Genomic DNA, 25,551 nt, shown 5'->3' with positions numbered 1-25,551 from the left:
CGAAAACTGTGGCAGCATTGTAGGCGGGTTTGGCCCTGGCGAAAAGTATCTTTCCCCACCCACCCCACGGATCTAAAGATTGCCCGCCAGATTGCCCACCGCCCTGTTCTAATCCGCCTCTAGGAGGGGTTGTGCCCCTAAGCGCAGCTTTTCGAGGAGGATGAATAGGGTGCGTTGCTCTGCTTCACAGAGAGGCGACATCAGGGTGGCAATGAGTTGAAAATGGTGCGGCAACATGCCATCCAAAAGCGTATAACCGCGATCGCTGAGGCGCACCAGGGTACAGCGACGATCCTGGGGATGGGGTTCCCGGCTGAGGAGCCCCTCTCGCTCCAGTCCATCCAAAAGCCCCGTGATGGTGCCCCGAGTTACCCCGGCTCGATCGGCACATTCCGAAGGCGTACAACCATCGTCGCTGCACTTCAGCAGCATCAACACGATGAACTTGCCCATGGACAAATCGTATTCGCTGAAGTGACGATCCATGACCCCGTAGACATCCGTCGCAGTCCGCAAAAACATCGTGCAGGTTTCCACCGCCGTAATGTTTAGCGCCGGATACTGACGGGCGAGCGCTAGCAGCGCCTCATACTTGGGTAAGTCACGTACAGTTAGCACATTAAGGAGGGGGTGTATCTTAAAACACCCCAAACTTTTTCTCGATTATAGGGGTCGCTATGACTCCAACAAGGAACTGAGGGACTGAATTCGGCAGGAATTGTCCCCGACCCATGGCTAAGCCCTTTCTAAAGCTCTAACCAGGGGACATAGGCCCAGTTACCATTTTCCATCTCCGCCCAATTTCCCTGGATCTGTCCCGTGATGCGGATCCTAGAACCATCGGGCAAGAATTCAGCTAGCGCGTATTCTGTTCCCGGTCCTGTAAACGTGGGCATTTCCATGCCATTGTCGGTCCGGACTACCACTTCCCTGGCGACCCCATTCCCAGGGGTGCTGGTAGGGGCTGGACTGGAAGTGGCCGTGGGCGATGGGCTGGCGGTAGGTGTAGGGCTGACGGTGGGGGAAGGACTAGCCGTGGGCGATGGGCTGGCAGTAGGCGATGGGCTGGCAGTAGGTGTAGGGCTGGCAGTAGGTGTAGGGCTTGGTGTCACTGTCCCGCCACTGGTGGTTCCACCTGTAGTCCGGTAGCTGGCATCGGCACTGTAAATCCGATTCAAGGTCTCCGATCCAACCACCCCATCCACTGGCAAACCATTCACCCGCTGAAAGTCTTGGACCGCTTGGGTTGTCCTGGCGTCAAACACCCCATTGGGGGTATAGGCCACCGGCAAGTAGCCCAGGGCTTGGAGGCGAGTTTGTAAGCTAGTCACGGCCTGCCCCTGGCTGCCCAGTTGCAGCACCGTGCTGCTGCTAGGGCTGGTGCCTGTCGCCGTACTAGGGGTAGCAGCTACGGCGACAGGGTTACCGATTTGGACTAGATTGCCTGCGGCCCAACTGCCATTAGTCAGTTGCACCCAGCCATTCTCATAGCGCTCGGTGACGGTAATAGCGGTGCCGCGACTGAGGGTATTGACTGCGGGGAATTGGGTGCCGGGGCCACTGCGAATATTCAGGTTGTAGCCGACGGGGGTGGCCACATAGGCGGTATAGGTGTTGGTGCCTGCGCCCCCGGAGCCTGCGGGGGGCATGCGGCTAATTAGATTGCCCGCCACCCATGTGCCATTGGTCAGTTCGGCCCAGCCATTCTCATAGCGTCCGGTGAGGGTAATGGGGGTGCCCCGGCGCAGGGTATTGACTGCGGGGAACTGGGTGCCGGGACCGCTGCGGATATTCAGGTTGTAGCCCGGTGGAGGAGCAATATAGGCGCTTTGGGCGTTGCCGTTGGGGATGAAGGTATCTGCTTGGATCTGGCTACCACTAGTCAGCAGGACAAGTGCGATCGCACCAGTTAAAGACAGTCGCCGCTGCCACCGTCGTCGCCCTCCACCCAGGATGGTCATCAAAGAGGGATGAAGCCCCCGCAGGGGGGAAGGGAAATGTGAGTCCATAGGTCAAACCCCAATAGACAGTACGAGCAGTACGAGCCGACATGAATGCGCCCCAATTGGCTGCGAAATGGGCAGACAGGCGATCATACGCCATCACACCTTAGTTCACGGCAGCAGCCAGCGCCTCCGGTGCCCGCTCCTCAATCACCCGATCAATCAGGCCATAGCGGGCCGCTTCCTGGGCCGAGAGGAAATAATCGCGATCGGTATCCCGCTCAATCTCCTCCAGGGTCTTACCCGTACGCTCCGCCAGCATTTTATTAAGGGTGTGCTTCACCCGCAGCACCTCCTTCGCCTCAATCTCAATATCCGTAGCCTGCCCTCGGGCTCCACTCAAGGGCTGGTGGATCATGATCCGGGCGTGGGGCAATGCGGTGCGCTTCCCCTTGGTCCCCGCCGCCAGCAAGAAAGCTCCCATAGAGGCCGCCAGTCCCACACAAATGGTGATCACCTCCGCCTTGATGTACTGCATGGTGTCATAGATAGCCATACCCGCCGTCACCGAACCGCCAGGGGAATTGATATAGAGGTAAATAGGCTTGGTATTGTCCTCAGAATCTAGGTACAGCAGATAAGCCACGATGGCGTTAGCAATGCTGTCCGTGACCTCTTCGGATAGAAAAATGATCCGCTCCCGGAACAGCCGCTCATAGATACTGATCCATTGTTCGTAGGGGCTGCCGGGAAGTCGATAGGCCACACTGGGCACACCAATAGGCATAGAATTTCTCCTGAAAAAGCGAGTAGTGAGTTGAGTTGGCAGACCCTAACGGTTATCCAAGACGCGATCAATGAGCCCATAGGCTTGGGCTTCAGTCGGGGTCAGATAAAAAGCCCGGTCCATGTCGCGATGCAGCGTTTCAACGGATTGGCCCGTATTTTCCGCCAAAATCTGCATCATGATATTGCGCTTGTTTAAAGCCTCCTGGACACTGAGCTGAATATCCGTGGCCTGTCCCTGGGTACCAACATAGGGCTGCATCAGGGTAATCATGGCATTGGGGAGGCTGACCCGTTTGCCCTTGGTGCCCGCCGAGAGCAACATGACTGCTACCCCCACCGCCTGCCCCAGGCAAATGGTGATCACCTCTGACTTGATGTGCTGGAAGGTGTCATAGATGGCAAGGCTGGCGGTGATACCCGAGAGGCCCGCCGTCTCATCCGCCATGCCCGCAAGCACGGGATCGCCCAAGGAGTTGATATACAGGTAGATCGGCTTAGTATTATCTTCCGATTCCAGGTAGAGCAGCGCCGAAATAATGGAGTTGGCGACGCCCATCGTCACGGGCTGATTCAGAAAGATAATGCGCTCCTGACTTAGACGGGTATAGATATTCAGCCACTGCCAGTTCTGACTGCCAGGGATGTTGTAGGGAACGCGCAGAATTTCATCAACAGGCATAGGGCCACCTAAACCAATGCGGGCAGCGCTTTGGGCAGATCCTTGGTGCTCTCTAACACCCGATCGATTAAGCCGTATTCCTTAGCCTCGGGGGGCGTCAGGTAAAACATGCGGTCGGTATCCTTGGCAATTTGGGCCGGGGTTTTGCCCGTATTTTTCGCCAGGATATCCAGCATAGCCGCTTTATTCTCTAGAACTTCCTTCGCCCGGATTTGAATATCCGTGGCTTGGCTGCGACCCATACCGACACGGGCTTGGTTGAGCACAATGGTGGCGTGGGGCAGACTGGCCCGGAAACCCTTAGTCCCTGAGGCCAGGATCATTGCAGCGGTGCCCATCGCTTGTCCGATGCAGATGGTGTGGATGGGGGGCTTGACGTAGCCCATGGTGTCGCAGATGGCGAAGGCTTCCGTTTCCTGGCCGATGGCATCACCGGTGTACCAAGAGGTGCCAGTGGAGTTGATGTAAAAGTAGATGGGCTTATCGGGATCATCAAACTGCAAGAAGAGCAGTTGGGCGATGATCAGCTTGGTCACGTCTACCCCAAGCTGCCGCTTGTACTCATCAGCAGAGACTAGGGGTAACCCTAGGTAGATAATGCGCTCCTTGAGGAGCAGAGAGGGCAGATCTGGCGGGGGAGTGCGGTAGTAGGCACCGCCACCACCACCATAGGGGGCTTGCACAGCTTGTATTGAACTCATAAATGGTTGAAATACCCAAGGCACATCGTGTTTAACATAGTAGCGTGACGACAGAGGGCCGCCAGGGAGTGCCTTTCTTTGGCCCCTAGAAAAATGCCTGAAGGTTAAAGAAAAACCGAGGAGCGTTATTCGCTAGAGGGGTATCGGTGCGGCTGAGGGGAAAGGCTAGGGTCAGATCTGCCAAGAGCCAGGAGCCAATGCTATGGCGTAGCCCTACCCCAGCGGAACTGAGGCTGTCGGTGGCATTTTCCACGACCGTAGGTCGATAGCGAAACACTTGGCCATAGTCATAGAACAGGTAGGGCTGAGTGACCATCGGTGATCCAGCCAGAACATAGCCAAAGGGCCGCTGTAGCTCCGCCCGCAGGCCATAGCCCGCATCTCCTAACACCTCGGAAGCAATGAAGCCTCGCCCAAAGCGGTTACCGCCCAGGCCGAACTGCTCTCCCACCAGTAGACTACTGCTGGCTATCTGCCCTGTGGCTCCCAACTCCAGATTGAAGCCAGCGGAGAGGAATTGACGGCGAGTGATCTCAGCGCGTAGGCTCGTGAACCCTAGACGACCTTCAGCACGGGAGCGGGGGCGATCCACTGCATCGGGAGATCCTCCCAACCCTTGGGACAGCTCCAAATCCCCCCACCAAATCCCGCTGGCATCCTGGCGGTTGATCTGGGCTGCCAGTCGTGCGACCACCTGCTGATCTTGGCTCAGCATGATAGGAGAACCCAGAAGGGTGGTGCGGGTAGTACGACTGCTGGCCTCTAGGCTGCCCCGCAGAATGATGTTTTGCCGCCGGCTTCGTTGCAGGGGATAGCTGAGCCCCAGGCTACCCCGGTAGGTCTCTCCGTCAATGCTGAAGACACTCAGGGCACCACCGGGGCGAATGTGGGTGTAGGCAAAGCGGCTGGTGAATTGCAGTCCGTCTGGACCGGTGGGGACATCCAAGCCTAGGGCGAAGCTGGTAAGTTGGCTCACTTCCGCTGGGGTGGTACCCCCTGTAAGGCTGAGCTGTTCTCCGGTACCCAGCACCAGGGAGTTGAGGAAGATACCACCTTGGGCTCGCAATGGCCCCAGGGTGGCGCTGCCTTGGTTATTCATCCCTAGAGCAGCATTGATGGCTTCGTACCGGGGGGTAAGCCGCAGACGTGTGGCCCCGGTTTCAGTGCCGGGGCTGAGGGTGCTGGCGAGGGTTACCCCTGGCAGATCGTTGATCAGCAGCAAACTCCGTTCTAAAGTGCTGAGTCGTAGGGGCTGCTCTTGGCTGAGGGGATTGCTGTAGTCTAGGATGCGCTGTTGTAGACCACTGGGTAGGGAGCTGTCGGGCAAATCCACCCCTTCGATGTAGCCTTCGATGGCTTGTAGTCTGACCTCTCCCCCTTCTACAGTTTGGGCGGGTACCACAACGCGGGAGAGAACGTAATCGTCTTGGCGATATTGGGCACTGAGTTGGTTGGCAATATCGTAGAGGGTGCGTAGGGTGATCTCGCGACCAATCAGGTGGCGATAGAACACTTCTAGTTCTTGTGGGCTATAAACGGTTACGCCTTCTATAACGAGGGATTCTAGGTGGAACTGGATTGCATCGGCGTGCGCGGGTGGAGTGCGGTCTTCCGTGGCGGGTATTACTAGGTCGTCCGATGGGGGGGGTGGAGCGATGGGGGGCAGGTTTTGCTCTATCCGTCCGGGGTCGTCGCTGGGGGGTAGTGCGGGTTGGGCTTGGGCAAGCGTAGGCAGAAGCAGGGCTAGTCCTGTTAGTAGACGGAGGCTAAGCATGATGGGTATTGGGGTGTTGGGGTGTATAGCCTAACGGCCTTCTTGCTGCTGCTTTTTTTAGGGGCTGTGGACCATCAAAGCCAGGTTCCTGGTTATGGGGGGGACAGCCCCTAGCTTGATGCAGTAGAGCGGGCGTGATCATGCCTACCCCACAAGGGTTTTCCCGTTAATTCTCCCCATGCCCTAGGTCAGTAAGGTGGGGCGTTTGTCCGGCTTCGTGGCGGCTGTGATCTCTGAATCGCCATGGAGCCGCAAACTTTTAGAGCCGTAAATTCTTCTTCTCTTGGAATTTCGAGGGCTTCGGGCAATGCTGTGGGCACTTGACACGGCTGAGGACCTACAACAGCTACTCCTGTTCTAAAGGGAGCTGGGGTAGCGTTTGGGGCTGGGGCTATGGATGGGGCCGCCCCAAACTCGTAGGCTCCGATATCGACCGCTGCCCCTACGATGCGGCTCCCAAATTCTCGTTGATCTGTGGTCACTTCTGGGGAAACTGCCCCATTACTACCCGCATCAATGGCGGGGCTACCGGGTACTAAGGCGTGGGTCTGGGTGGGGCCACCATTGTTCGCTAGGGGACCTAGGGCAGTGGCAATCGCACCTGGCAGGACAATATCGCTGGCGATGGCTGGGAATCCGCCCGCATTACCGTTCGTGCCTACCAAGTTATGGCCACCGGAGATAAGCGGGCCGGACACCTCCTGGGGAGCATTATTGGCATGGGCACTATTGCCCGCTACGATACTGTTGGTGACGGTGACGGTGCCCGAGGCAATGCGAATCCCGCCTGTTGAGATCGCACTGGTGGGGTGAGTCCCTAGGTTGCCTGTCAGGGTGCTGTTGGTAATCGTGACTATGCCATTATTTTGATTACGTAGCGCCCCCCCATAATTGGCCTGATTTCCCGAGAGGGTGCTGTTGGTAATCCTGACGGTACCTCCATCATTGAGCAGAGCACCCCCTGCGCCATTGTTGGCTGCATTTTCAGCGGTATTGGCTGAGAGGTTGCTGTTGAAAAGAGTTACCGTGCTGCCAGCGCCAACGTAGATGCCGCCCCCCAGACCATTGGCATGGTTACCGACTAGGGCACTGTTATTGATAGTGACGGTGCTGCCGGTGCCTGCAAAAATAGCGCCCCCAGATCCCGGTAGCTGATGCCCCGCTTGCAGGGTGAGGCCGTCGAAGGTGACATCGGAGGTGCCTGAGATATTGAAGATTTGATAGCTGTTGGCTCCACTAATCGCCGTGGTGTTAGCTCCTGTTCCCCGTAGCGTGAGGGTGCGGTTAGCCAGGGTTAGAGTCGTTCCCTCGGTATGGGTGCCTGCGGCTAGATTGACTGTGCCGCCGTTGGCAACGGCGTTGACGCCCGATTGGATGCTGCTGCCTAGGGCTACGTTGACTATGGTGGAGGGGTTGAAACCGTAGTTCTCCACTGTAATTCCCGTATTCAGATGGAGCACGGTGCTATGGAGACCATCTGCACGAGTGTTTGCGATCGCAATTCCTACCCCAGTGAGGTGGGGCGAATCTAGAGATAGCTCCCGCACCCGCAAAAATCCCGACTCCTGAATTTCCAATCGCCCCTCTTGGGTGGCTGTACCCAGATTCAACATCACCGTCGTATCTGCCGCGCCACTACCCACCCCACGGGGTACCCCAATCTCACTGCTCACATTGAGAGCTGCGCTGCTGATGTTGACCTGACCTCCTTCTGCATTCACCCTGCCCCCCAGGGCAATGGTGCCGTCACCGCCAGAGAGGACAATCCGCCCCCCCTGCTGATCTACCTGCTGTGCTTCGATAATGCCTGTAGTGTTGATCACCTGGTTCAACACCGCTGCCCCCGCTGCTGCTGAGAGCCACACTTGCCCCCCATCGGCAGAGAGGGTGCCGCTGTGGGCAATCAAAGCTGCAATGTCTGGGTTGTTTGCCGCCAAGGCTGGGTCAATCGTCAAACTCAGTAGGCCATCGCCATACAGATCTAGGGTGGCCTGACTGCCCGCCGCCAGATCAATGCGACCCAAGCGGGCCAAAATCACTCCTTGGTTCGCCACTTGGGGGGCCACTAGGGCGGCATAGCCCCCCTCTCGCACGGTGATTTGGCCCCGATTTACCACATTGCCAGGGGTGCCCACCGCCCCCAGGGTTAAGGGTAGGCCAGAGATAAAGTCCTGTTCATTCACAGACAGGCTGGTGGCCAGCAGACCACCCACATCGATCAGGGCCGTTTCAGTGAAGAGAATACCGTTGGGGTTGAGAATCAACACCGTTCCCAGAGCATTGATTTGTCCCGCAATGCTAGAGGGGGTATTCCCCAGTACTCGGTTCAATGTGGCAGCATCCCCGGAGGGGTGATGGAAGAAGATGTGGTGGCCTTCGCTCAGGTTGAAGGTATCCCAGTGGATGATGGCGCGATGACTGGATTGATTGATATCGAGGCGGTGGTCACTGTGGGGGGTAATTTGAACCTCTCCAGAAATGACACTGCCACCTGTGGGCAGGGCAAAGGCGGGGAGACCGGCTAAGGGAACAAGGCTACTGGACAAACATAGACTAGTCGCTGAGTAAATGATGGTTTTGAGCATCGGAAATGTCGATAAAGTGACGTTACGTAGTGGAAAACCTCTAGAAGTTGGAGGATGAAGTTGAAAGATGATAGAGCTTTTCTACCGTAATAATTCACTCGCCTCCAGCTCAACCGTTGCAACCCTTTATTCCTTGTTCGAAGGGAAGTAGTGCTGTGAACGGTTACTGCGCTCTTACCCTTAGAATTGGCGACTGGTTGCCGATCTAATCCCAAATCCGAATCATATAACCCCGATTCTCAAACAGCTAAACCGTAGGAGCATTAGGCGAAGCCAAGCCAGAGGCTTTATACTATTCGCCCTACGATTGAATAGGGGGTAGCCAAATAAGATTTGATTTTGATAATAAGGGGAGCTAAACCCTGACTCTATCAAGGTAGCTAGGGAATATGACGAACTTGTGGCAGGGTGATCTGGAAGCGGTTCTTACCCTTGTCTCCTTGTACGCTTACCCTGTAAAGGTGTCCCCACTCAGCTAGACAACCTTGACTTTGATTTTGAATGGGTTTCAATACCAACGAATACGGCAACAGGGGGAGCAGGTTTATCCCGAGGAGTGCTGTGGGGTGCTGCTGGGGGTAATAGATCCCAGTGGCGATCGCACTGTCTATGAAGTCCGGCCCCTCCATAACCAATGGACCCCTGACCAAGGGGAATTGATGGGGCGAACTGGTGCCCCGGATCTGGATCGGCGGCGGCGATATTGGGTTGATCCCAAAGATTTGCTCACGGCCCAAGGGCAGGCCCGCGATCGCGGTTGGGTGATTGTGGGCATTTATCACTCCCATCCCGACCATCCGGCGGTGCCCTCAGAGTGCGATCGCACCCTAGCCTGGAATGGCTATTCCTACCCGATTCTGTCGGTGCGTCAAGGCCGAGGCGACGATTTTCAAAGTTGGCGATTGGATGAAAATCAGCAATTTCAACCCGAGCCGATAGAAATTAGGAGTGACCCAAGCCCCTGATATCTTGAACTAAGATAGGATCTTGCGGTCTTTTGCCCGCGCTCCATTGCCCGTGCCGCCTTGGTCCTCGCCCCTAGGCTGACCCCTGGCAGCGGACACTTGGATAGCCGCACTGCTGCCCACTCTCCCAGCCAAGCTATGCTCAATCCCAATTTGGACACGATCCAGCTATTACCCGAAGAGTACGAGCGCTTCTCGCGCCACCTGATCCTGCCGGAAATTGGCCTAGAGGGTCAGAAGCGCCTCAAGGCCGCCAGTGTCCTCTGCGTCGGTACGGGGGGACTGGGATCGCCGCTGCTACTGTACCTGGCCGCCGCCGGTGTAGGCCGCATCGGCATCGTCGATTTTGACGTGGTGGATCATTCCAATCTTCAGCGCCAGATCATCCACGGCACCGCCTGGGTGGGCAAACTCAAAATCGAGTCCGCCAAGGCCCGCATCCTAGAAATCAACCCCTACTGCGAAGTGGAGTTGTACAATACCCGGCTGTCTTCGGCAAATGCCCTAGAGATCTTTGAGCCCTACGACATTGTGGTAGATGGCACCGATAATTTCCCCACCCGCTACCTGGTCAACGATGCCTGCGTACTGCTGAACAAACCCAATGTGTATGGGTCTATCTACCGCTTTGAAGGACAGGCCACGGTCTTTAACTATGAAGATGGGCCAAACTATCGCGATCTCTACCCTGAACCGCCGCCCCCTGGCCTCGTCCCCTCTTGTGCTGAAGGGGGCGTTCTAGGCATCCTCCCCGGCATGATTGGCGTGATCCAGGCCACGGAAACCGTCAAAATCATTACGGGCCAAGGAACGACCCTGAGCGGGCGACTGCTGCTGTACAACGCCCTGGAAATGACCTTCCGGGAACTAAAACTGCGGCCCAACCCAGTCCGACCTGTGATTGAAAACCTGATCGACTATGACGAGTTCTGTGGCATTCCCCAGGCCCAGGCAGAGGAAGCCGCCCAACAAGCTGCTATCCCCGAGATGACGGTGGTGGCCCTTAAGCAGCTTCTGGATCAGGAGACGAAGGATTTTGTCCTGCTAGATGTGCGGAATCCCCACGAATACGAGATTGCCCGCATCCCCGACTCGGTGTTGATCCCCCTGTCGGAGATTGAAAATGGGACGGCCCTCGATAAAGTGCGCTCCCTTGCCGATGGTCGTAAGTTAGTGGTGCACTGCAAGTCCGGGGTGCGTTCCGCTAAGGCACTGGGGCTGCTCAAGGAGGCGGGGATCGGCGGCATCAATGTCACGGGGGGAATTTTGGCTTGGAGTCGAGAAATTGATCCCTCTGTACCCCAGTACTAGACACCGGAATGTTTCGCCACACAACATTCGCCACACAACAATTGTGGCGAATGTTGTGGCGCAAATTGTGGCGCAGCGGGGCTGACTCCCTTGGAAAGGGGGGACTAAGGGGGGTGATTCAGGGTGTAATCGGCTCTAGTGTTCAGTCCAGAAAATTGCGATCGGCGTTGTACCACCAGCATTGCCCTGTTAATTGATGACGCACCCTAGAAAAGCTGTGTATAACTAGGGGCATTTGGGGGACAAAACCATGGGTCATTACAGACAGCATTACGCCATTGGGCTGGGGTTGAGCCTCTGGGCCTTCCTGGGGGGCACCGCGATCGCAGTACCAGGAAACTCCACCGCCGCCGTGGAAGCCTGGATCAACGCCCATCCCACCCTGCGCCCCGGCCCCACGGAACGATTGGTCGTGAATCGGGCCGAAACCCCAGCCCGCCGCTTTCGCTTTCGGGCCACGGTGATTCCAGTAACGGGGATCACCCCGGACTTGGTGCTGGGGCGGCTGATTCGCACGGAGGAAGCCAGTCTGGTGGACATCGTCGATGGCATCACCGCCAACCGCATGGAGGAAGCCCTGCGAGTGATCTACGATGCCACAATTTACAACGACTACCGTCGCGCTGCCGTGGTCTATCGCTATTCCAATGCCGATACCGTGGTGATGACCAATGGCGTTCTACGCCAAGGGGAACTGCGCCAGGGCGATCGCTTTGCCTATTGGTGGGAGTTGACGGGCAATTCCCAGGGATTTACTAGCATGGGCAAAATAACGGTGTTTCTAATTGAAGATCTGCCGCCCCTCCAAGAGCGTTTGCAGGCCACCTTTGAGACAGGAATAGCGGAATAGGGGGAAACTTTGGGCCACAGCTATACTATGAGCTAGCACAGCCCTAGGGCACGCCATAACATTTGCCCTGCATTCCCCATGATTTCGATTTTGCACCTGTCGGATATTCACATGGGCAGTGGCTTCAGCCACGGGCGCATCAACCCGGAGACGGGGCTGAATACCCGTCTGGAAGATTTTGTGCGCAGTCTTAGTCTCTGTGTGGATCGCGCGATCGCAGAACCCGCCGATCTCGTTCTTTTTGGGGGGGATGCCTTTCCCGATGCCACACCGCCCCCCCTGGTGCAACAAGCCTTTGCCGGTCAATTCCGCCGATTAGCCGACGCGGGCATTCCCACGGTGCTGCTAGTGGGAAACCATGACCAGCATGCCCAGGGGCAGGGAGGGGCCAGCCTGTGCATCTACCGCACCCTGGGGGTGCCCGGTGTCGTCGTGGGGGATCGCCTTGCCACCCACGTTATTGATACCGCCCACGGCCCCATCCAGGTCATCACCCTACCCTGGCTCACTCCCTCCACCCTGCTCACTCGCCCCGAAACTGAGGGGTTGTCTATGGCCGAGGTGAACCAGCGCCTTGTAGACCGGCTACGGGTGGCCCTAGAAGGGGAAATTCGCCAACTGGATCCGGCGGTACCGGCGATTCTCTTGGCCCACGTTATGACCGATACTGCCCGCTACGGGGCCGAGCGATTCTTGGCCGTGGGCAAGGGCTTCACCGTTCCCCTCGCCCTTCTGGCCCGCCCTTGCTTTGACTACGTGGCCCTGGGCCATGTTCATCGCCACCAGATTCTCTGCCAGCAGCCCCTCACCGCCTACCCCGGTAGCATTGAGCGGGTGGACTTTAGTGAAGTGGATGAGGACAAGGGTTACCTTTGGGTGCAGGTGGAGCGCGGGCAGGCCCAGGCGGAGTTTTGTTCCCTACCTGTGCGCCCCTTTCAGGCCCTCACGGTGGACATCACCCAGGCCAAACACCCCCAGGATCACCTGCTGAAGGCCATTACCCGCGCCGCCATCACCGATGCGGTGGTACGCCTCACCTATACCCTCCACCCCCACCAACTAGAAACCATTGAACCCGCCGTTTTGAATGCCGCCCTAGCCGCCGCCCATACCTACACCATCCACCCCCAACTGGTGAGCCAAATCTCTCGGCCTCGCTTGCCCGAACTAGGTACCCGCGATCGCCTCGATCCCCTCAGCGCCCTCCAGACCTACCTCAGCAACCGTCCCGACCTCGCAGACCTAGCCCCCGATATGGTCACTGCCGCCCAAACGCTGCTAGTGGGGGCAGGGGAGGAGGAGGAAATTCCCTGGCAACCGATAGCAGAACCTGACGGGGAAAAAACTACGATGGTCAGAGATCGGCCCACAGGGGCCATCGCGGATCATCCCACCCGCCAACTCCGCCTCTTGTAGAGCTGTAGAGCTACTGCAAAAAGGGGCAGTGCATTTTAGTAAAGAAAAATAAGACATCGCTGTCGTATTCCTAGATACTCAGGGAGTAGGACACATGAAGATCGAGATGACCTGTCCAACATGTGGGTCTCACGACATCTCCAAGAACGGCACCACTAGGCACGGTAAGGGACTCGCAGGAAAATAACGTACCCGCTCCGCTGATCGGGCTTTCTCCCTTCGGGAGAAAACCTGGCCACTGGGTACACTATTAACCCGCAGCTCCCTAAGCAGAACTACAAGTGCCGAGACTGCAACCGCCAATTCGTAGAAGACCACCAGTGGCAGCCGAAAAACAAAGACACTCGGGCATTGGTCGATCTACTGCTGTTAGAGAAGATTCCCCTAGCAGGCATCGCCAGAGCCACCGGAGTCTCTGATAGTTGGCGACAAGACTATGTCAACGCTTGAGTAATTCTCCCTTGAATAAGCCCCAATTCTTGGGGTAAGAATTGGGGCTGAAAACAAGTTGAAACCAGTCAGAAATTAAAGACTGATGATACTACTACTGCTGGTTCTCTTCAGGCTCTGTAGTTGCCTCAGTTGCTGGCGGGGAGGTTTCGTTAGATTCAGGGGTTTGAGTGGGGGGATTAGCTTGTTGGGTGGGTTGTGGAGAAGTGGGAACGACAATATTGATGTCAGGCTGACTTCCCCGTGTTGGCGCTGGAATCACCTCTTGGGTTCGTTCAATGGTGCGCTCAATAATTGTTGTGTCAGACTGGGGTGTATCAGATTGGGGTGTATCAGGGCGAACTGGAACTTCTGAGCCTTGAGGTTGAGGCTCTGTTCCCTCATTACCGCTGCGGTTTGTAGTCCAGAGAATTCCACCGATCAAAGCAGCTAGAATCGCCAAAACCATGCCAAAGAATACCCCAGTTGTCGTATGGCTATTCGACAGGGCGACTTGTTGTGCCTGACGTAGTCTCAACTCTTCACGATGAAGCTGGCTTTCTTGAAAATCTTCGTGGGCTTGATTTTCTTGGATAGACCCTTCGACATATCCATCCCGGTAGGCAACCTCTTCCGGGGTCACTTTTCGGCCATTAATTGTCCCTTCGATAGGTTCGATGGACTGATTTTTCTTGTTGTGGGGTATCATTTTTCACCAGTAGGATTCGTCAGAATTTTTATCTCCGATCAGATCCATTTCTGTATTTTTTCTGGATCTCAACGCGGAGTTTTGAGATGGATTTATCTCAATATTTAGCTTGCCTTGAGGGCTTTTTCTGCCAGACTCGTTCTGTTACTTATGATAAGCCGTGAAATAGGAAACGATATCCATCCTGGGGTTGAGTTTTGGACTATTTCTCAAGATAGATTCCCCAATAGAAAGACCGTAGGCTACTCCCTATAGTGAATTTAATTCTTAAGGAGAAATTTCTATAGCGATCCTACAAGAGCCTTGAGTAAGCCTAAGCCTATTGCTCCGTGGGTTACGCTTCGCTATCCCACCGCCCTTCGCCCTACCCCCCAGCCGAATCCTCGGCCCAATTTTCGAGAGGGTCTAGAGCCCAGCCCTTCCCAACAGCCCAGCCCTGCTTCCACAACGGATTCAGCCCCACAACCAACGGTGGTGGATAGAACCTGGCCCTAGTGATGGCCATTCATTTCCCATTTCCCTGGAGATGCCAACTGGCAGCTCTTGCCCCAGCCCCTATCCTTGGGGGAATTTCTCCGACAGCCGATGATGCGACCGGGGTTCTTTGCCCATGGTTTAAGTCTAGTCACCCCAAACCGCTCCCAAACCGATACCCCCGGCACTGCGATCGTGGAAGTTCGCAACCCCCAACAGCAATGGCTGACGGCTAGCTATGCCCACAAGGGGGCCAGTCATTCAGAGCGGTGTACTGACCAAGCAACTGTAGGGCCAGAGATCACCGGTGCGTTGCCCACCTCTGGCACTTATGAGGTGAGGTTATTTGGGGGAAATGACCCATTCGGGTCGTTGGACTATCTGGGGCAACTGGAATTCAATCGGCGTTAGGGTCATGACTCCCTACTACAATAAACAACGACTTCCCGGCCCCACTGTTCATCCACTCCCCCAGCAGGAAACCCATGGCCACCGTGCAACCGATTGAATTTGAAGACGAAACCGGCACTTACACCATTTATATAGAAACCGATGCGCCGGGGACTGGCGGCAGCGCCGCCCCAGAGCCTACCCGCACCTATGCCCCTAACCCCAGTCGAGAAAGTTACGGCATCACGCCCCCGGATAAGCAGCAGCAGGTGATCAAGGCCCAGTTGCAGACCATCCATGGCACCCTGCGGGCCTATACGATGTATGCCTTGGGGGCGTTCAAAAACCTGGCGGGGGCAGAGGTAGAGGAATTGAAGCTCACCTTTGGCATCAAGGTCAATGCGGATACCGGCATTCCCATGTTGGCCAAGGGCTCTGTGGGGGGAGATTTTAAGATCGAGGTCACCTGCAAATTCCCCAAAGGGAAAGAGGGTTCCCAGGAGCAGTAAACATTCCTAGTGCGGGCGTCTCGCCTGCACGGGTAAGATTCTTTTCCTACTTTCAGGAATCACTGCCGGAGGCTGCCCGCAGCGCCACCGTGTCCGGGAAATCACCATGCCCTCAGAGACGACCCGGAATTTTCTCTGAACTATTCCGGTTGCCAAGGGAGCCAGTCTTCATCCAGGGCTTGCTCCAGGGTAAAGTCAGGATCTGGGGGAATTGAGCGGGCCTCCAACTCACTGCCATTCAGGAAGAGTTTTCTGCCATTGCGATACTCCGACACAAAGTTCTCACGGAGATGATTTTTCAAGCTGGAACTGTCTTTGAGTATGGCTTGAATTTGCAGGCGGAAGTTGACAACCTCAAGCTTCCAACCTCGGAAACACTGTTCTCGCTCGGATTCCCAATACCGAAGCTTAAGAAAATGTTCGCAGAGTCGCATCAGATAGCTGGAAATCGCCCGTTTGTCACTCTTCCCCAAACTTTTGATCTCCTCAATTAAATTTTCTAGGTCAAGATTGCTAAAGTCATGGGTCTGTAGCTGTGCTACCGTTTGGTCTAGCCAGCATTGGAAATCAATGTCATACAAAGACGCTATTTTTGTCTTGATCTCAGAGTTCATTGTGAGTCCTCCTAGAGTCATCCATGCTCAGCCCTCAACGCCTGAATATGCGGTAAGTTGCTCAGAACTTCCTGATTTCCTGATCTCAATCTAGCGGCTCTTTTGGGTCAAGGGAAGCTCGGTTGAAGGCATCCTGTAGCAGGGTCATGGCGGCCAGCAGCACATCGGGAGGGGGCTGCCAGCGATATTGGCGGAGATTAATCTTGCCAGCGGGCGTAAAGACAATGCCTTCATCCTCCAGTAAGGCCCGTTGCAGGTAGTCGGTGCCGTTGCGGCGGGGGGAGTGGGAGACTTCGCCCTTGGCGTTGATGACCCGGTGCCAGGGGATGTCTGCCTCTATCGTCACGCGATAGAGGGCATAGCCGACGAGGCGAGATTTGCCGATTAGGCCCGCCAGTTCTGCCACTTGGCCGTAGGTGGCAACCTGGCCAGAGGGAATCTGGCGCACGACATCATAGATGCGATCGTAGGTTCTGCTCATACATCCAGTCTGTAGGACAAATGTGTCTGTCCATCAGGAAATTAGTGGCGGAAGATGTCTTCGCCGAGGCCGAAGGATAGGGTCATGCCAGCACCGCTGAGGGCATTGATGATCGTGACCCCCGGTTCTGGTTGCAGGATCAGTTCACTGTGGCCGGGGAGTTTGGCATAGACCCCGTGCCAGGTAGCTGCAATCGCACTGTTAGGAAAGGTGGTAAATTCCTGGAGATACCCCAGAATCAGGTCATTAATGGCGGCTTTATCGAAGGGATCGGGGCTGGGGCCGTATTCGTGGGAATCCCCCAGAATCAGTTCCCCCGTGGCGTTCTGGGAGACCATGACATGGATGCCCCAGCGGGGAAATTCGGGGGTTTCTGCCTGGATGCGCTGCTTCAGGGCGGGGAGACTGGGGCAATGGGCAAAGGAGCCGTAGTGGGTGAGGGTGAGACCACCGCAGAGGGCGGCCCCCAGTCGCCAGCCCGGAGGCTGGGGAACGGTGCGGAGCATTTGCAGCTTTACCTTGGTGATGCCGCTGGCGGCATAGTGGTCTGGGTAGAGGGTTTCAAAGTCTGCACCACTGCAAATCAGGACGCGATCGCAGGTCCAGACTTTACCCCCAGCCACCACCTGCCCGGTACTGACCTGGGTGACGGCGGTGTTGAACTGAAAGGTAACGCCATAGGTGTCCGTCAAATAGTCCGGCAGTTTAACAATGGCTTCACGGGGATCCACGATTACTTCGGTGCTGCTCCAGAGGGCACCGAGTAGGCCCTGGGGACGCACCGCCGGACTCTTGGCTAAGGTTTCTGCGGGAGTGAGTAGCCGCAGGGTTTCCGGATCGGGGTGGGTGGCGACAAATTCCTCTAGCACCGCCCATTCATCCTCTCGATAGGCCAGGTGCAGGGAGCCCATGGGATCCGCCGAGAAGCCCGCCGCCGCCGCTGTCTCTAGCCAGATTTGCCGCGATCGCAAAGCGCGATCGCGCAGCACCCCCTCAGGCTGACCAATGGGCCACACCATGCCAAAATTCCGAATCGATGCCCCCGTAGCCTGGGGATGGCGCTCCATCACCATCACCCGTAACCCTTGCCGCGCCGCCGCTCGGGCCAGGGCCAAACCCACAACCCCCGCCCCGACAATGATCACATCCGCGTGGTTCATACCCCCTCCAGACCCTACTAAGTACACACATCTGAAGTGGACCCCGTGAACGACTCCATGGCCAGGGTGTACAGGCTTACTTTAATCCCATCTGTAGCGGTTGCAGGATGCAAGTCCAAAGCGATGGCGGACCCCTCTTGTCCAGGAATCCAAGGAAGCAGAGTCAGTAAGCCGGATTTCCACACCAACCCGCCACAAGTTTGCCATATTCCCTAACTACCTTTATGAATGAGCGCATATATCGGCTCATCCCGAAAAATTTGAGCCCAGCACATCAAGCCCCCTAACCTTCTCAGTGTGATGTTGGCACAACTAAACCATCTCCAAGCTCAAGGTCACCTCCCTCACAGGCATCTCAACCTTATCGGGCATCCCAGTTCATCCCAGCCCGCCCTACACCTTCTGTCATCGGGGCCAGCTTGCTCTACGCCCCAGCCATCTCACTCTAGCCAACAACATACCGTAGAGATGACTCTACCCCTCCTAGTTAACGAAGACTTGACCCAACCCTTTACCTACTGGGATCAGGATATCTGCAAGGGGCTCAGTTACAGCAATGAACTTTATACTTACCTCAATTCCTATACCTTAACTGAGCGATTAAAAGCCTATGAAATCGCCAACGAAAAAGCTGAGCAAGGCTTGAAAGTTTGTATCACCGTATCCGAGTATCACTACACAGTTTGGCTGAGTTTACGATCCCTTAGCCATGCTCATGCAGAGCGTAGTTCCACTACACTCAAGTAGACCTAGCATACTGCCACAGCAGCACAATATTTTCGATCTTACTCCCCTAAAATAAGTCCAAAATGTATACACGACCTGACTTGTTTTAAGATCAAAAATATCAGAATTCTACCCCTTATCAAGTAACATCAGGACATCAACCATACCCATGTCTGAAGATATTAAAGAACCCAACCGTGAGCAACCTCAATTGACAGACTTATCAGGGAATAGTGCCTTATTTATTTGCCACGAAATCCGGACACCACTCACGTCCATTAAAGGAGCATTAGGTCTGCTCCATACAGGTCAACTAGGATCTTTATCTCATGAAGGACAACAATTATTGGCGATCGCAATTAACAACGTAAATCGCCTCAGCCGTCTTGCCCAAACCCTCGAAGACAAGCCCACCTTACCCATGACAATTTTGTCAAGGACAATGGTTGACCAATTACAGCTTGAGAATAATTTATACAAAGCCCTAACTCATCAAGAGTTTGAATTGGCTTATCAGCCCATCGTCTCAATGAAAAACAATCACATTATTGGCTTTGAAGCGCTAGCCCGCTGGCCTCAATCCGATACAACTTCCATTCCAGCTAGTGTTTTTATTCCTCTGGCAGAAAAGCTGGGATGCATCCATAAATTGGGCATTTGGATCCTGGAGCAAGCTTGTCATCAGCTCCATATTTGGCAGCAAGCCTATGCCAATCAGACACCCCTATCTATGAGTGTTAACCTCTCAGTAGCAGAAATTTTTCAACCCGATTTAATTCCAGAAGTTCAGAGAATCCTGGAAACCACAAAAATTCTCCCCAACACCTTGAAAATCGAAATCACAGAAAGTACCTTGATCAATAACAATCGAACTGCTATTCCAGTTTTGTTGGCCCTTCAAGATATGGGAATTCAGCTCTATATTGATGACTTTGGTACGGGTTATTCTTGCTTAAGCCGCCTTCAAGAATTACCCATTGACGGACTAAAGATTGATCGTTCTTTTGTCCAAAGCCAACAATGGCAAATTAGTAAGACAATTTGTTTGCTAGCCCGGAATCTAGGCTTAGATGTAATTGTCGAAGGCGTTGAAACCCCTGAAGAGCTGACGGCTTTACAGAGGGCAGGCTGTACTAAAATGCAGGGCTATTACTTCTCTAAACCCCTTGATAGCCAATCCGTAACTGCATTACTATCGCCACAGTCCAGCAAAGTTCCTGTCGCATATTAGTTTCTATAGTAATCTCATTTGATTGCTGAAGACCTTCGTAGGGTGGGTTACGCTTCGCTTCAGCCACGAAAAGGCTTGCTCAAAGCTCATACAGGATCACTATAAATGGAATGAAAACAACTAAAATATCAACTAAAATATAACAATCCAGATTGAATGATGAAGTAGAGAAAGTAGAATTACAGAAAAGCAACCCAACTGTATGCAGAGGAAGACGCCATGGTACTGCCCAGCCCCCTAAAAGAGTCTCCCCATAGGACTGCCATAGAAGAGCTGCAAGACTTTATTCGTCAAGAGCGGGATGGTCGCCAAGTCAGAAAAGCCATAGCAGTTAAACTGCTCTATCAAGGGTATAGCTACGAGCAAGTAGTGAACATCCTGGATGTCTCCCTAGGCTCATTGAGCAACTGGCGTCAGACCTATGAAAGCGAAGGGGTGACTGGATTCAAGCCCCGCCACAAAGGACGTCAGAGTTACTTAACAGCAGAGCAACGCGATAGCGTGCTGAAGTGGTTGCAGAGCAAAGATATCTGGACCTTGGGCGAACTAGAGTTCCATCTCGCCGAAACCTATGACGTGGCCTATGAATCCAAACAAAGTTACTACGACCTCTTTGAAGCCGCAGGCATCAGTTGGAAAAAGACCAGCAAGGTAAACCCCAAAGCTGATGTTGAGGCGATAGCTGCAAAAAAGCAAAGATCAAGAGCTTCTTGGCGCACCATAGCCAAGAGCTAGAGACAGACGACTTAAGAGGATGTTTTGAAAGTCACATTCAAGTCTATTTACAATGGCGACTAACCCCAGCAATCTTGCTACAGGAAATATTCTGATTGTTGATGATTCCCCAGACAATCTGCGGATATTATCGATGAATCTGACTGGGTGTGGATATAAGGTTCGTTGTGTCACCAATGGTGAAATGGCCCTCGTGAGCCTTAACCATTTATTGCCCGACCTAATTCTGCTCGATGTTCGGATGCCTGAAATGGATGGCTACGAGGTTTGTCGGCAGTTAAAAGCCAATGTCGTAACAAAAGAAATTCCCGTTATTTTTATCAGCGCCGCAGATGATGCTGCTGGCAAGGTCAAAGCCTTTGAAATGGGGGGGGTAGACTATATTACTAAGCCTTTTCAAATTGAGGAGGTTCTCGCACGAATTAACAATCAAATTACTATTCGCAAACTTCAAAATCAACTCATAGAGAAAAACAAATCTCTTCAGCAGGAGATCAAAGAGCACAAACAAACTCAAGTATTCCTAGAAGATGCTAAGGCTATCGCAGAAGCTGCGAACTATGCCAAAAGTGAATTTCTAGCCCAGATGAGTCATGAGCTACGCACCCCCCTAAATGCAATCCTTGGGTTTGCTGGTCTCATGGAGGGCGATCACGCCCTATCTGGAGAGCACCAAGATTATGCCAGCAGCATTAGTACAGCAGCTAGACGCTTACTGAAATTAATTAACCATATTCTCAGGGTGACTCATATTAGTTCTAGTCAAATTTCCCTGAATGAGAGAGACATTAATCTTCATAATTTTCTATCTGAAATCATCTATCAATGGTATCCACAAGTCCAAGAAAAAGGACTAAAACTTAATCTGATCTGTGCCCCTAGCTCACCTCAATATATTCATATCGATGACAGCAAACTTCGACAGATTTTGATGAATCTGTTGGAAAACGCAGTGGAGTTTACCTCGGCGGGGCACATTAATCTGCGAGTAAGTCTAGGATCTCAGGACAATCTACATTCAAACTCTAGTCAGGGTAATAGTCGTAATAGTCCAGACTTATCTGATCCTATAGCCCTGTATTTTGAACTTGAGGATACAGGCATTGGTATTGCTGCCCATGAAATGAGGCAGCTATTTCAGGCATTTTCCCAAACTGAGTCAGGGCAAAAATCGGAACGAGGGTTAGGGTTAGGACTTTTCATTAGTCGTCAGTTTGTACAGAGAATGGGAGGCGATATCACCATCGATAGTGTACTCAATCAGGGCACGATTGTACGGTTCCATGTTCTGGTAACTTTCCCGAAAAACATGTCAGATCTGAGCCCAGAAATAGATCTAAGCAAGACACAACCCGTCCTTTCACTCCAGATGCCATTACCCGGCTCTGATTTTTCTGCCACTCTCATTGAAAAACCAATTCTGTCTGCTATCCAAACAGAGCTGTCAGAACTACCTGCAGATTGGATTTTCCAGCTTCATCAAGCAGCCACTAAAGGATTTGATCATCAGATTGTTACTTTGCTTCAGACTGTCCCAGCTCGTCATCGGTCCTTAGTCAGGGTGTTGGTGGAATGGAATCGAAACTTTCAGTTCGATAATATTGTCGCCATAACACAGCAGGCATTAAGGCAAAAAAGTGATCCAAGACTATGAAAAATTCACTTTTTGATGGCATTCAAAGTCAATTTTATACGCTCCCAGTAGATGCAAAATTAACAGACGCAATTGCTTATTTATACCAAGTCAAGCAAGATTATATTCTCATTGTTGAACCCCAGAATGGTCAATTCATAGGGTGCCTAAATAGTCACACCGTAGTGGGATTACTAACCTCTGAACAGGATCTCAGAACCCTGGATCTATCAACAGTTCTCACCTACCCTGAATTAGTATTACACGAAAGTGACTTCACTAATATAGAAGCCTTAATCCCTCTATTTAATCGTTACCACATCACAACTCTACTTATTCTAAATAATTACGAGCAACCGATTGCTGTTCTGACCGCATCCCAGTGCTTAGCCAAACTAAGTTGGAAGCTCAATCAGTTTCATGAGCCCGTTGAGAATAATTCTACATATCAACAGATAGAGCAAGAAAATCTGATTATAAAACAGGAAATTGGCCACTATAAAGCGGTCATGAAAGATCTCCAAAAAGCAGAGCAGCAACTAGAACTATTCTTTTCTCAGTCCCTAGATGGTTTTTTCTTTATGATGATAGATCAGCCCATTGCTTGGGAGGGTGCTATCGATCAGGATGCCCTATTAGACTATGTATTTGAGCATCAGCATATAACGAAAGTTAACGATTCAATGCTCCAACAGTATGGGGCTAGTTTGGAAGGTTTTATCGGCCTAACACCTAATGATCTATTCGCCCATGATTTAGCCAATGGTCGGCAAATATGGAAGCGTTTTTTCGATCAGGGCCATTTGCACATTGAAACCCAGGAGCGAAAGCTAGATGGTACTCCCATCTGGATAGAAGGTGATTACATCTGTCTTTATGATGATCAAGGTAGAATTACAGGCCATTTTGGAATCCAAAGGGATGTCACCAGTCGCAAATATACTGAAGCAGCCTTGAAAAGGCAGCAGGAGTTTTTACGGAACATCATTGACAGTCCTCCTAATTTAATCTTTGCAAAAGACTGGCAAGGGCAATTTGTTCTAGCTAATCAAGCAGTTGCCGATATCTATGGCACCACTGTAGAAAATTTAATTGGCAAAACCGATGCGGACTTTAATCCAAATCTGGCTGAAGTCGAACGTTTCTTACGAGACGATCGCAAGGTAATCAGCACTGGTATTTCCAGTCTGTTTGAGGAGATAGTTACCTCCACTTCTGGTGAGATACGTTATTTTCAAACAATCAAAAAGCCTATTCAAGATGTAGAAGGTAAATCAAGATTGGTTCTCGGAATCAGTACAGATATAACCCATGTTAGGAAGTCAGAATCTTCTTTGGCAAAACGAGAGCGATATCTAGCAATGCTAGTTAAAATCCAGCAATTGTTACTATCTTCCCAAAGTACACAAGTTCAGTATGATGAAATTCTGAAACAATTGGGGCTAGCTTCTGGGGCTTCTAGAGTTTATTTGTTTGAAAATTATCGAGATGATGCGGGCACTCTGCTAGGGAGTCAGCGCGTAGAGTGGTGTGCCCCAGGAATTTCACCTAGGACTGGCAATTTCGCCCAGTATGATTTCTCTTGTCAAGACTTAGTTCCACGCTGGACGATGCCCCTAGCCCAGGGGAAAAGCGTTTATGAGATGGCCAGTGATCTGCCAGAGTCAGAACGATTGATATTAGAATCCCAGGGGATTTTAGCCATTTTGATTTTTCCAATAATGGTCAGAGGAGAATTTTTTGGATGTATTAGTTTTGACAATTGCGAAACTCTTAAGGACTGGGATGAGTTAGAAATTAGTCTACTTTGGGCAGCGGTTTCTGCCCTGTCTTTATACCAAGAGCGCCAGCAGGCTCAGATTATACTCGCTCAGCTTTTAGCTCAAACCCAGGAACAGTCTCTCGCTTTGGCAAAGGCGAAGGATGCTGCGGAGGCTGCTAACCGAGCCAAGAGTGAATTTCTGGCTCACATGAGCCATGAGTTACGAACACCTCTCAATGCAATCCTTGGGTTTACTCAGGTCATGGGTCATGATCAGAGTCTAAGCCTAGAAAGTCAAAATCATCTAGCGATTATTAACCGCAGCGGTCAGAATTTACTGGAATTAATTAATGATGTCTTGGAAATGTCTAAGATTGAGGCAGGCAAAGTCTGCCTTAATTCCTCTAGCTTTGATCTCTACAATCTTCTGGATGAGCTAGAGACCATGCTCTATATTAAAGCGCAAGCTAAGCAGCTTCAGTTGATCTTTGACTGTGCTCCGACAGTTCCTCAATATATCATCACCGATGCCGGGAAATTACGTCAAGTGCTGCTTAATCTTCTCGACAATGCCATTAAATTTACGGATGTGGGGCAGGTCTCGTTGCGGGTTAGTATTTCTCCCGAGGCTGATCAGCAACGAGGAGAGGATGGGGGATTGCTTGTGCTCCCGATTACCTTTGAGGTTAAAGATACTGGTTCTGGTATTGCTCCAGAGGAACTCAACTCTCTATTTCAGTCCTTTGCCCAAGCTCGGGCTGGACAGAGGGCTAATGAAGGGACTGGCTTAGGGTTGGCAATCAGCCGTAAGTTTGTTCATCTCATGGGGGGAGAGATTCAGGTTAATAGCGCGGTTGATCGGGGCAGCCACTTCTCATTTGATATCCAGGCAACGGTAGCCTCCACCACGGATTTAGCCCTAGGCAACGGGCCGCAAGTAGTGATCTCTCTAGCCCCCAATCAGCCCACCTATCGTCTTCTGATTGTTGAAGACCAGTGGGAAAACAGTCAAGTGTTAGTCAGCTTATTAGTCCCTCTAGGATTTGAAGTGCGTGAAGCGAGAAACGGGAAAGAGGGCATCCATATATGGCGGCAGTGGCATCCTCACCTCATCCTGATGGATATCCGCATGCCAGTTATGGATGGTATTGAAGCAACTCAAGTAATTCGAGCTCTGGAGCAATCTAGCCCGCCTCACTCCGAACTGCCAACTGCGGCGGCATTATCTTCTAACGAAGACTCTGGGGTTATGACAAAAATTATCGCTTTGTCGGCCAGTGTTTTTGAGGAGACCAAACTCAATGCGACGGCGATTGGCTGTGATGACTTTTTACGTAAGCCGATTCAGGAAAATGTACTGCTGCTGAAATTGGCACAACATCTCGGCGTGGTTTACCTCTACACAGAGGCTTCCTATCCGGGACAAGTCTCCGCTCAGGGTTCCCTGATTCCATCAGATTCCCTGGATTTTAGGATTCACCTTGCTCAAATGCCCAGGGACTGGGTTCGACAACTTCATCATCTAGCGGTGAGGGGATCGGATCGCCAGATCGCCCTACTGATTGAGAAAATCCCCCCAGATTGTACTCCCCTAGCTCAAGCTTTAACGGCTTGGACTGACCATTTTCGGTTTGATGATATTATTCATCTGACCGAAACCTTTCTATATAGCGGTTCTCGGTGAT

21 protein-coding genes and 1 pseudogene are annotated in these 25,551 nt (G+C 52.7%); 11 read left to right on the top strand and 11 right to left on the bottom strand.

Translation table 11 applies throughout. The features are described 5' to 3' along the window. Positions 1 to 108: 108 nt before the first annotated feature. From LEP6406_RS0211000 to LEP6406_RS0210970, 7 genes are all read right to left on the bottom strand, one after another. Positions 109 to 618 carry a MarR family winged helix-turn-helix transcriptional regulator gene (locus LEP6406_RS0211000; protein WP_008310187.1) on the bottom strand — a complete coding sequence of 170 codons (510 nt, stop codon included), beginning with the start codon at positions 616 to 618 and terminating at the stop codon, positions 109 to 111. Positions 619 to 746: 128 nt separating this feature from the next. After that, positions 747 to 2,009: an SH3 domain-containing protein gene (locus tag LEP6406_RS32060; RefSeq protein ID WP_008310189.1), complete on the bottom strand. Its 1,263-nt coding sequence runs from the start codon at positions 2,007 to 2,009 to the stop codon at positions 747 to 749. A 100-nt stretch (positions 2,010 to 2,109) separates the two neighbouring features. Beyond that, positions 2,110 to 2,730, bottom strand: a complete 621-nt coding sequence (locus tag LEP6406_RS0210990; RefSeq protein WP_008310191.1) for an ATP-dependent Clp protease proteolytic subunit — start codon at positions 2,728 to 2,730, stop codon at positions 2,110 to 2,112. Positions 2,731 to 2,775: 45 nt separating this feature from the next. Beyond that, a complete protein-coding gene (locus tag LEP6406_RS0210985) occupies positions 2,776 to 3,411 on the bottom strand; it encodes an ATP-dependent Clp protease proteolytic subunit (protein ID WP_008310192.1) in 636 nt (211 codons plus the stop codon). An 8-nt stretch (positions 3,412 to 3,419) separates the two neighbouring features. Then, positions 3,420 to 4,112 (bottom strand): ATP-dependent Clp protease proteolytic subunit, encoded by a 693-nt coding sequence (locus LEP6406_RS0210980; protein WP_008310195.1) that lies wholly within the window; start codon positions 4,110 to 4,112, stop codon positions 3,420 to 3,422. An 85-nt stretch (positions 4,113 to 4,197) separates the two neighbouring features. Next, positions 4,198 to 5,886, bottom strand: coding sequence for a ShlB/FhaC/HecB family hemolysin secretion/activation protein (locus LEP6406_RS0210975; protein ID WP_008310196.1), 1,689 nt, complete (start codon positions 5,884 to 5,886; stop codon positions 4,198 to 4,200). Between the two features lie 188 nt (positions 5,887 to 6,074). Continuing rightward, positions 6,075 to 8,471, bottom strand: a complete 2,397-nt coding sequence (locus LEP6406_RS0210970; RefSeq protein ID WP_008310199.1) for a two-partner secretion domain-containing protein — start codon at positions 8,469 to 8,471, stop codon at positions 6,075 to 6,077. 485 nt (positions 8,472 to 8,956) lie between these two features. Here LEP6406_RS0210970 and LEP6406_RS0210965 point away from each other — a divergent pair, with 485 nt between their 5' ends. From LEP6406_RS0210965 to LEP6406_RS34240, 5 genes and pseudogenes are all read left to right on the top strand, one after another. Then, complete coding sequence (locus LEP6406_RS0210965) at positions 8,957 to 9,436, top strand: M67 family metallopeptidase (RefSeq protein WP_081748062.1); 480 nt, start codon at positions 8,957 to 8,959, stop codon at positions 9,434 to 9,436. 138 nt (positions 9,437 to 9,574) lie between these two features. After that, positions 9,575 to 10,747 carry a molybdopterin-synthase adenylyltransferase MoeB gene (moeB, locus tag LEP6406_RS0210960; RefSeq protein WP_008310202.1) on the top strand — a complete coding sequence of 391 codons (1,173 nt, stop codon included), beginning with the start codon at positions 9,575 to 9,577 and terminating at the stop codon, positions 10,745 to 10,747. Positions 10,748 to 10,997: 250 nt separating this feature from the next. Beyond that, positions 10,998 to 11,597: a hypothetical protein gene (locus LEP6406_RS27575; RefSeq protein ID WP_008310204.1), complete on the top strand. Its 600-nt coding sequence runs from the start codon at positions 10,998 to 11,000 to the stop codon at positions 11,595 to 11,597. Between the two features lie 78 nt (positions 11,598 to 11,675). After that, a complete protein-coding gene (sbcD, locus tag LEP6406_RS0210950) occupies positions 11,676 to 13,013 on the top strand; it encodes an exonuclease subunit SbcD (protein ID WP_008310205.1) in 1,338 nt (445 codons plus the stop codon). A gap of 231 nt (positions 13,014 to 13,244) precedes the next feature. Beyond that, positions 13,245 to 13,457: pseudogene (locus LEP6406_RS34240) on the top strand (hypothetical protein); the annotation flags it as partial. Positions 13,458 to 13,557: 100 nt separating this feature from the next. On the opposite strand, the gene LEP6406_RS0210945 reads toward LEP6406_RS34240, so the two are convergent. Continuing rightward, positions 13,558 to 14,085, bottom strand: coding sequence for a hypothetical protein (locus LEP6406_RS0210945; RefSeq protein WP_155834674.1), 528 nt, complete (start codon positions 14,083 to 14,085; stop codon positions 13,558 to 13,560). 609 nt (positions 14,086 to 14,694) lie between these two features. Between LEP6406_RS0210945 and LEP6406_RS0210935 the strand changes: the two genes are divergently transcribed. Together LEP6406_RS0210935 and LEP6406_RS27570 are read left to right on the top strand one after the other, a co-directional pair. Beyond that, entirely contained in the window at positions 14,695 to 15,036 is a 342-nt protein-coding gene (locus LEP6406_RS0210935) for a hypothetical protein (protein WP_027269046.1), read from the top strand. A 74-nt stretch (positions 15,037 to 15,110) separates the two neighbouring features. Continuing rightward, positions 15,111 to 15,524 (top strand): CU044_2847 family protein, encoded by a 414-nt coding sequence (locus LEP6406_RS27570; RefSeq protein WP_008311112.1) that lies wholly within the window; start codon positions 15,111 to 15,113, stop codon positions 15,522 to 15,524. Positions 15,525 to 15,664: 140 nt separating this feature from the next. On the opposite strand, the gene LEP6406_RS0210925 is transcribed toward LEP6406_RS27570, so the two are convergent. From LEP6406_RS0210925 to LEP6406_RS0210915, 3 genes are all read right to left on the bottom strand, one after another. Next, positions 15,665 to 16,138, bottom strand: a complete 474-nt coding sequence (locus tag LEP6406_RS0210925) for a DUF29 domain-containing protein (RefSeq protein WP_008311111.1) — start codon at positions 16,136 to 16,138, stop codon at positions 15,665 to 15,667. 85 nt (positions 16,139 to 16,223) lie between these two features. After that, complete coding sequence (locus LEP6406_RS27565; protein WP_008311109.1) at positions 16,224 to 16,619, bottom strand: MGMT family protein; 396 nt, start codon at positions 16,617 to 16,619, stop codon at positions 16,224 to 16,226. A 41-nt stretch (positions 16,620 to 16,660) separates the two neighbouring features. Continuing rightward, positions 16,661 to 17,806, bottom strand: coding sequence for a TIGR03364 family FAD-dependent oxidoreductase (locus LEP6406_RS0210915; RefSeq protein ID WP_225886506.1), 1,146 nt, complete (start codon positions 17,804 to 17,806; stop codon positions 16,661 to 16,663). Positions 17,807 to 18,674: 868 nt separating this feature from the next. Between LEP6406_RS0210915 and LEP6406_RS0210905 the strand changes: the two genes are divergently transcribed. From LEP6406_RS0210905 to LEP6406_RS30245, 4 genes are all read left to right on the top strand, one after another. Then, on the top strand, positions 18,675 to 19,736 hold the full coding sequence (locus tag LEP6406_RS0210905; protein ID WP_008311103.1) for a putative bifunctional diguanylate cyclase/phosphodiesterase: 1,062 nt from the start codon (positions 18,675 to 18,677) through the stop codon (positions 19,734 to 19,736). A 219-nt stretch (positions 19,737 to 19,955) separates the two neighbouring features. Next, positions 19,956 to 20,471, top strand: a complete 516-nt coding sequence (locus LEP6406_RS27560) for a helix-turn-helix domain-containing protein (protein WP_008311101.1) — start codon at positions 19,956 to 19,958, stop codon at positions 20,469 to 20,471. 52 nt (positions 20,472 to 20,523) lie between these two features. After that, the gene (locus tag LEP6406_RS0210895) at positions 20,524 to 22,125 is read left to right on the top strand and encodes an ATP-binding response regulator (protein WP_008311099.1); all 1,602 of its coding nucleotides are present in this window, start codon (positions 20,524 to 20,526) and stop codon (positions 22,123 to 22,125) included. After that, positions 22,122 to 25,550 carry a PAS domain-containing protein gene (locus tag LEP6406_RS30245; RefSeq protein WP_008311096.1) on the top strand — a complete coding sequence of 1,143 codons (3,429 nt, stop codon included), beginning with the start codon at positions 22,122 to 22,124 and terminating at the stop codon, positions 25,548 to 25,550. Before LEP6406_RS0210895 ends, LEP6406_RS30245 begins: the two co-directional genes overlap by 4 nt. Position 25,551 lies beyond the last annotated feature (1 nt).

The organism is Leptolyngbya sp. PCC 6406 (genome assembly GCF_000332095.2).
Lineage (GTDB): Bacteria > Cyanobacteriota > Cyanobacteriia > Phormidesmidales > Phormidesmidaceae > PCC-6406.
This window is presented reverse-complemented; position numbering and strand designations above follow the sequence as displayed.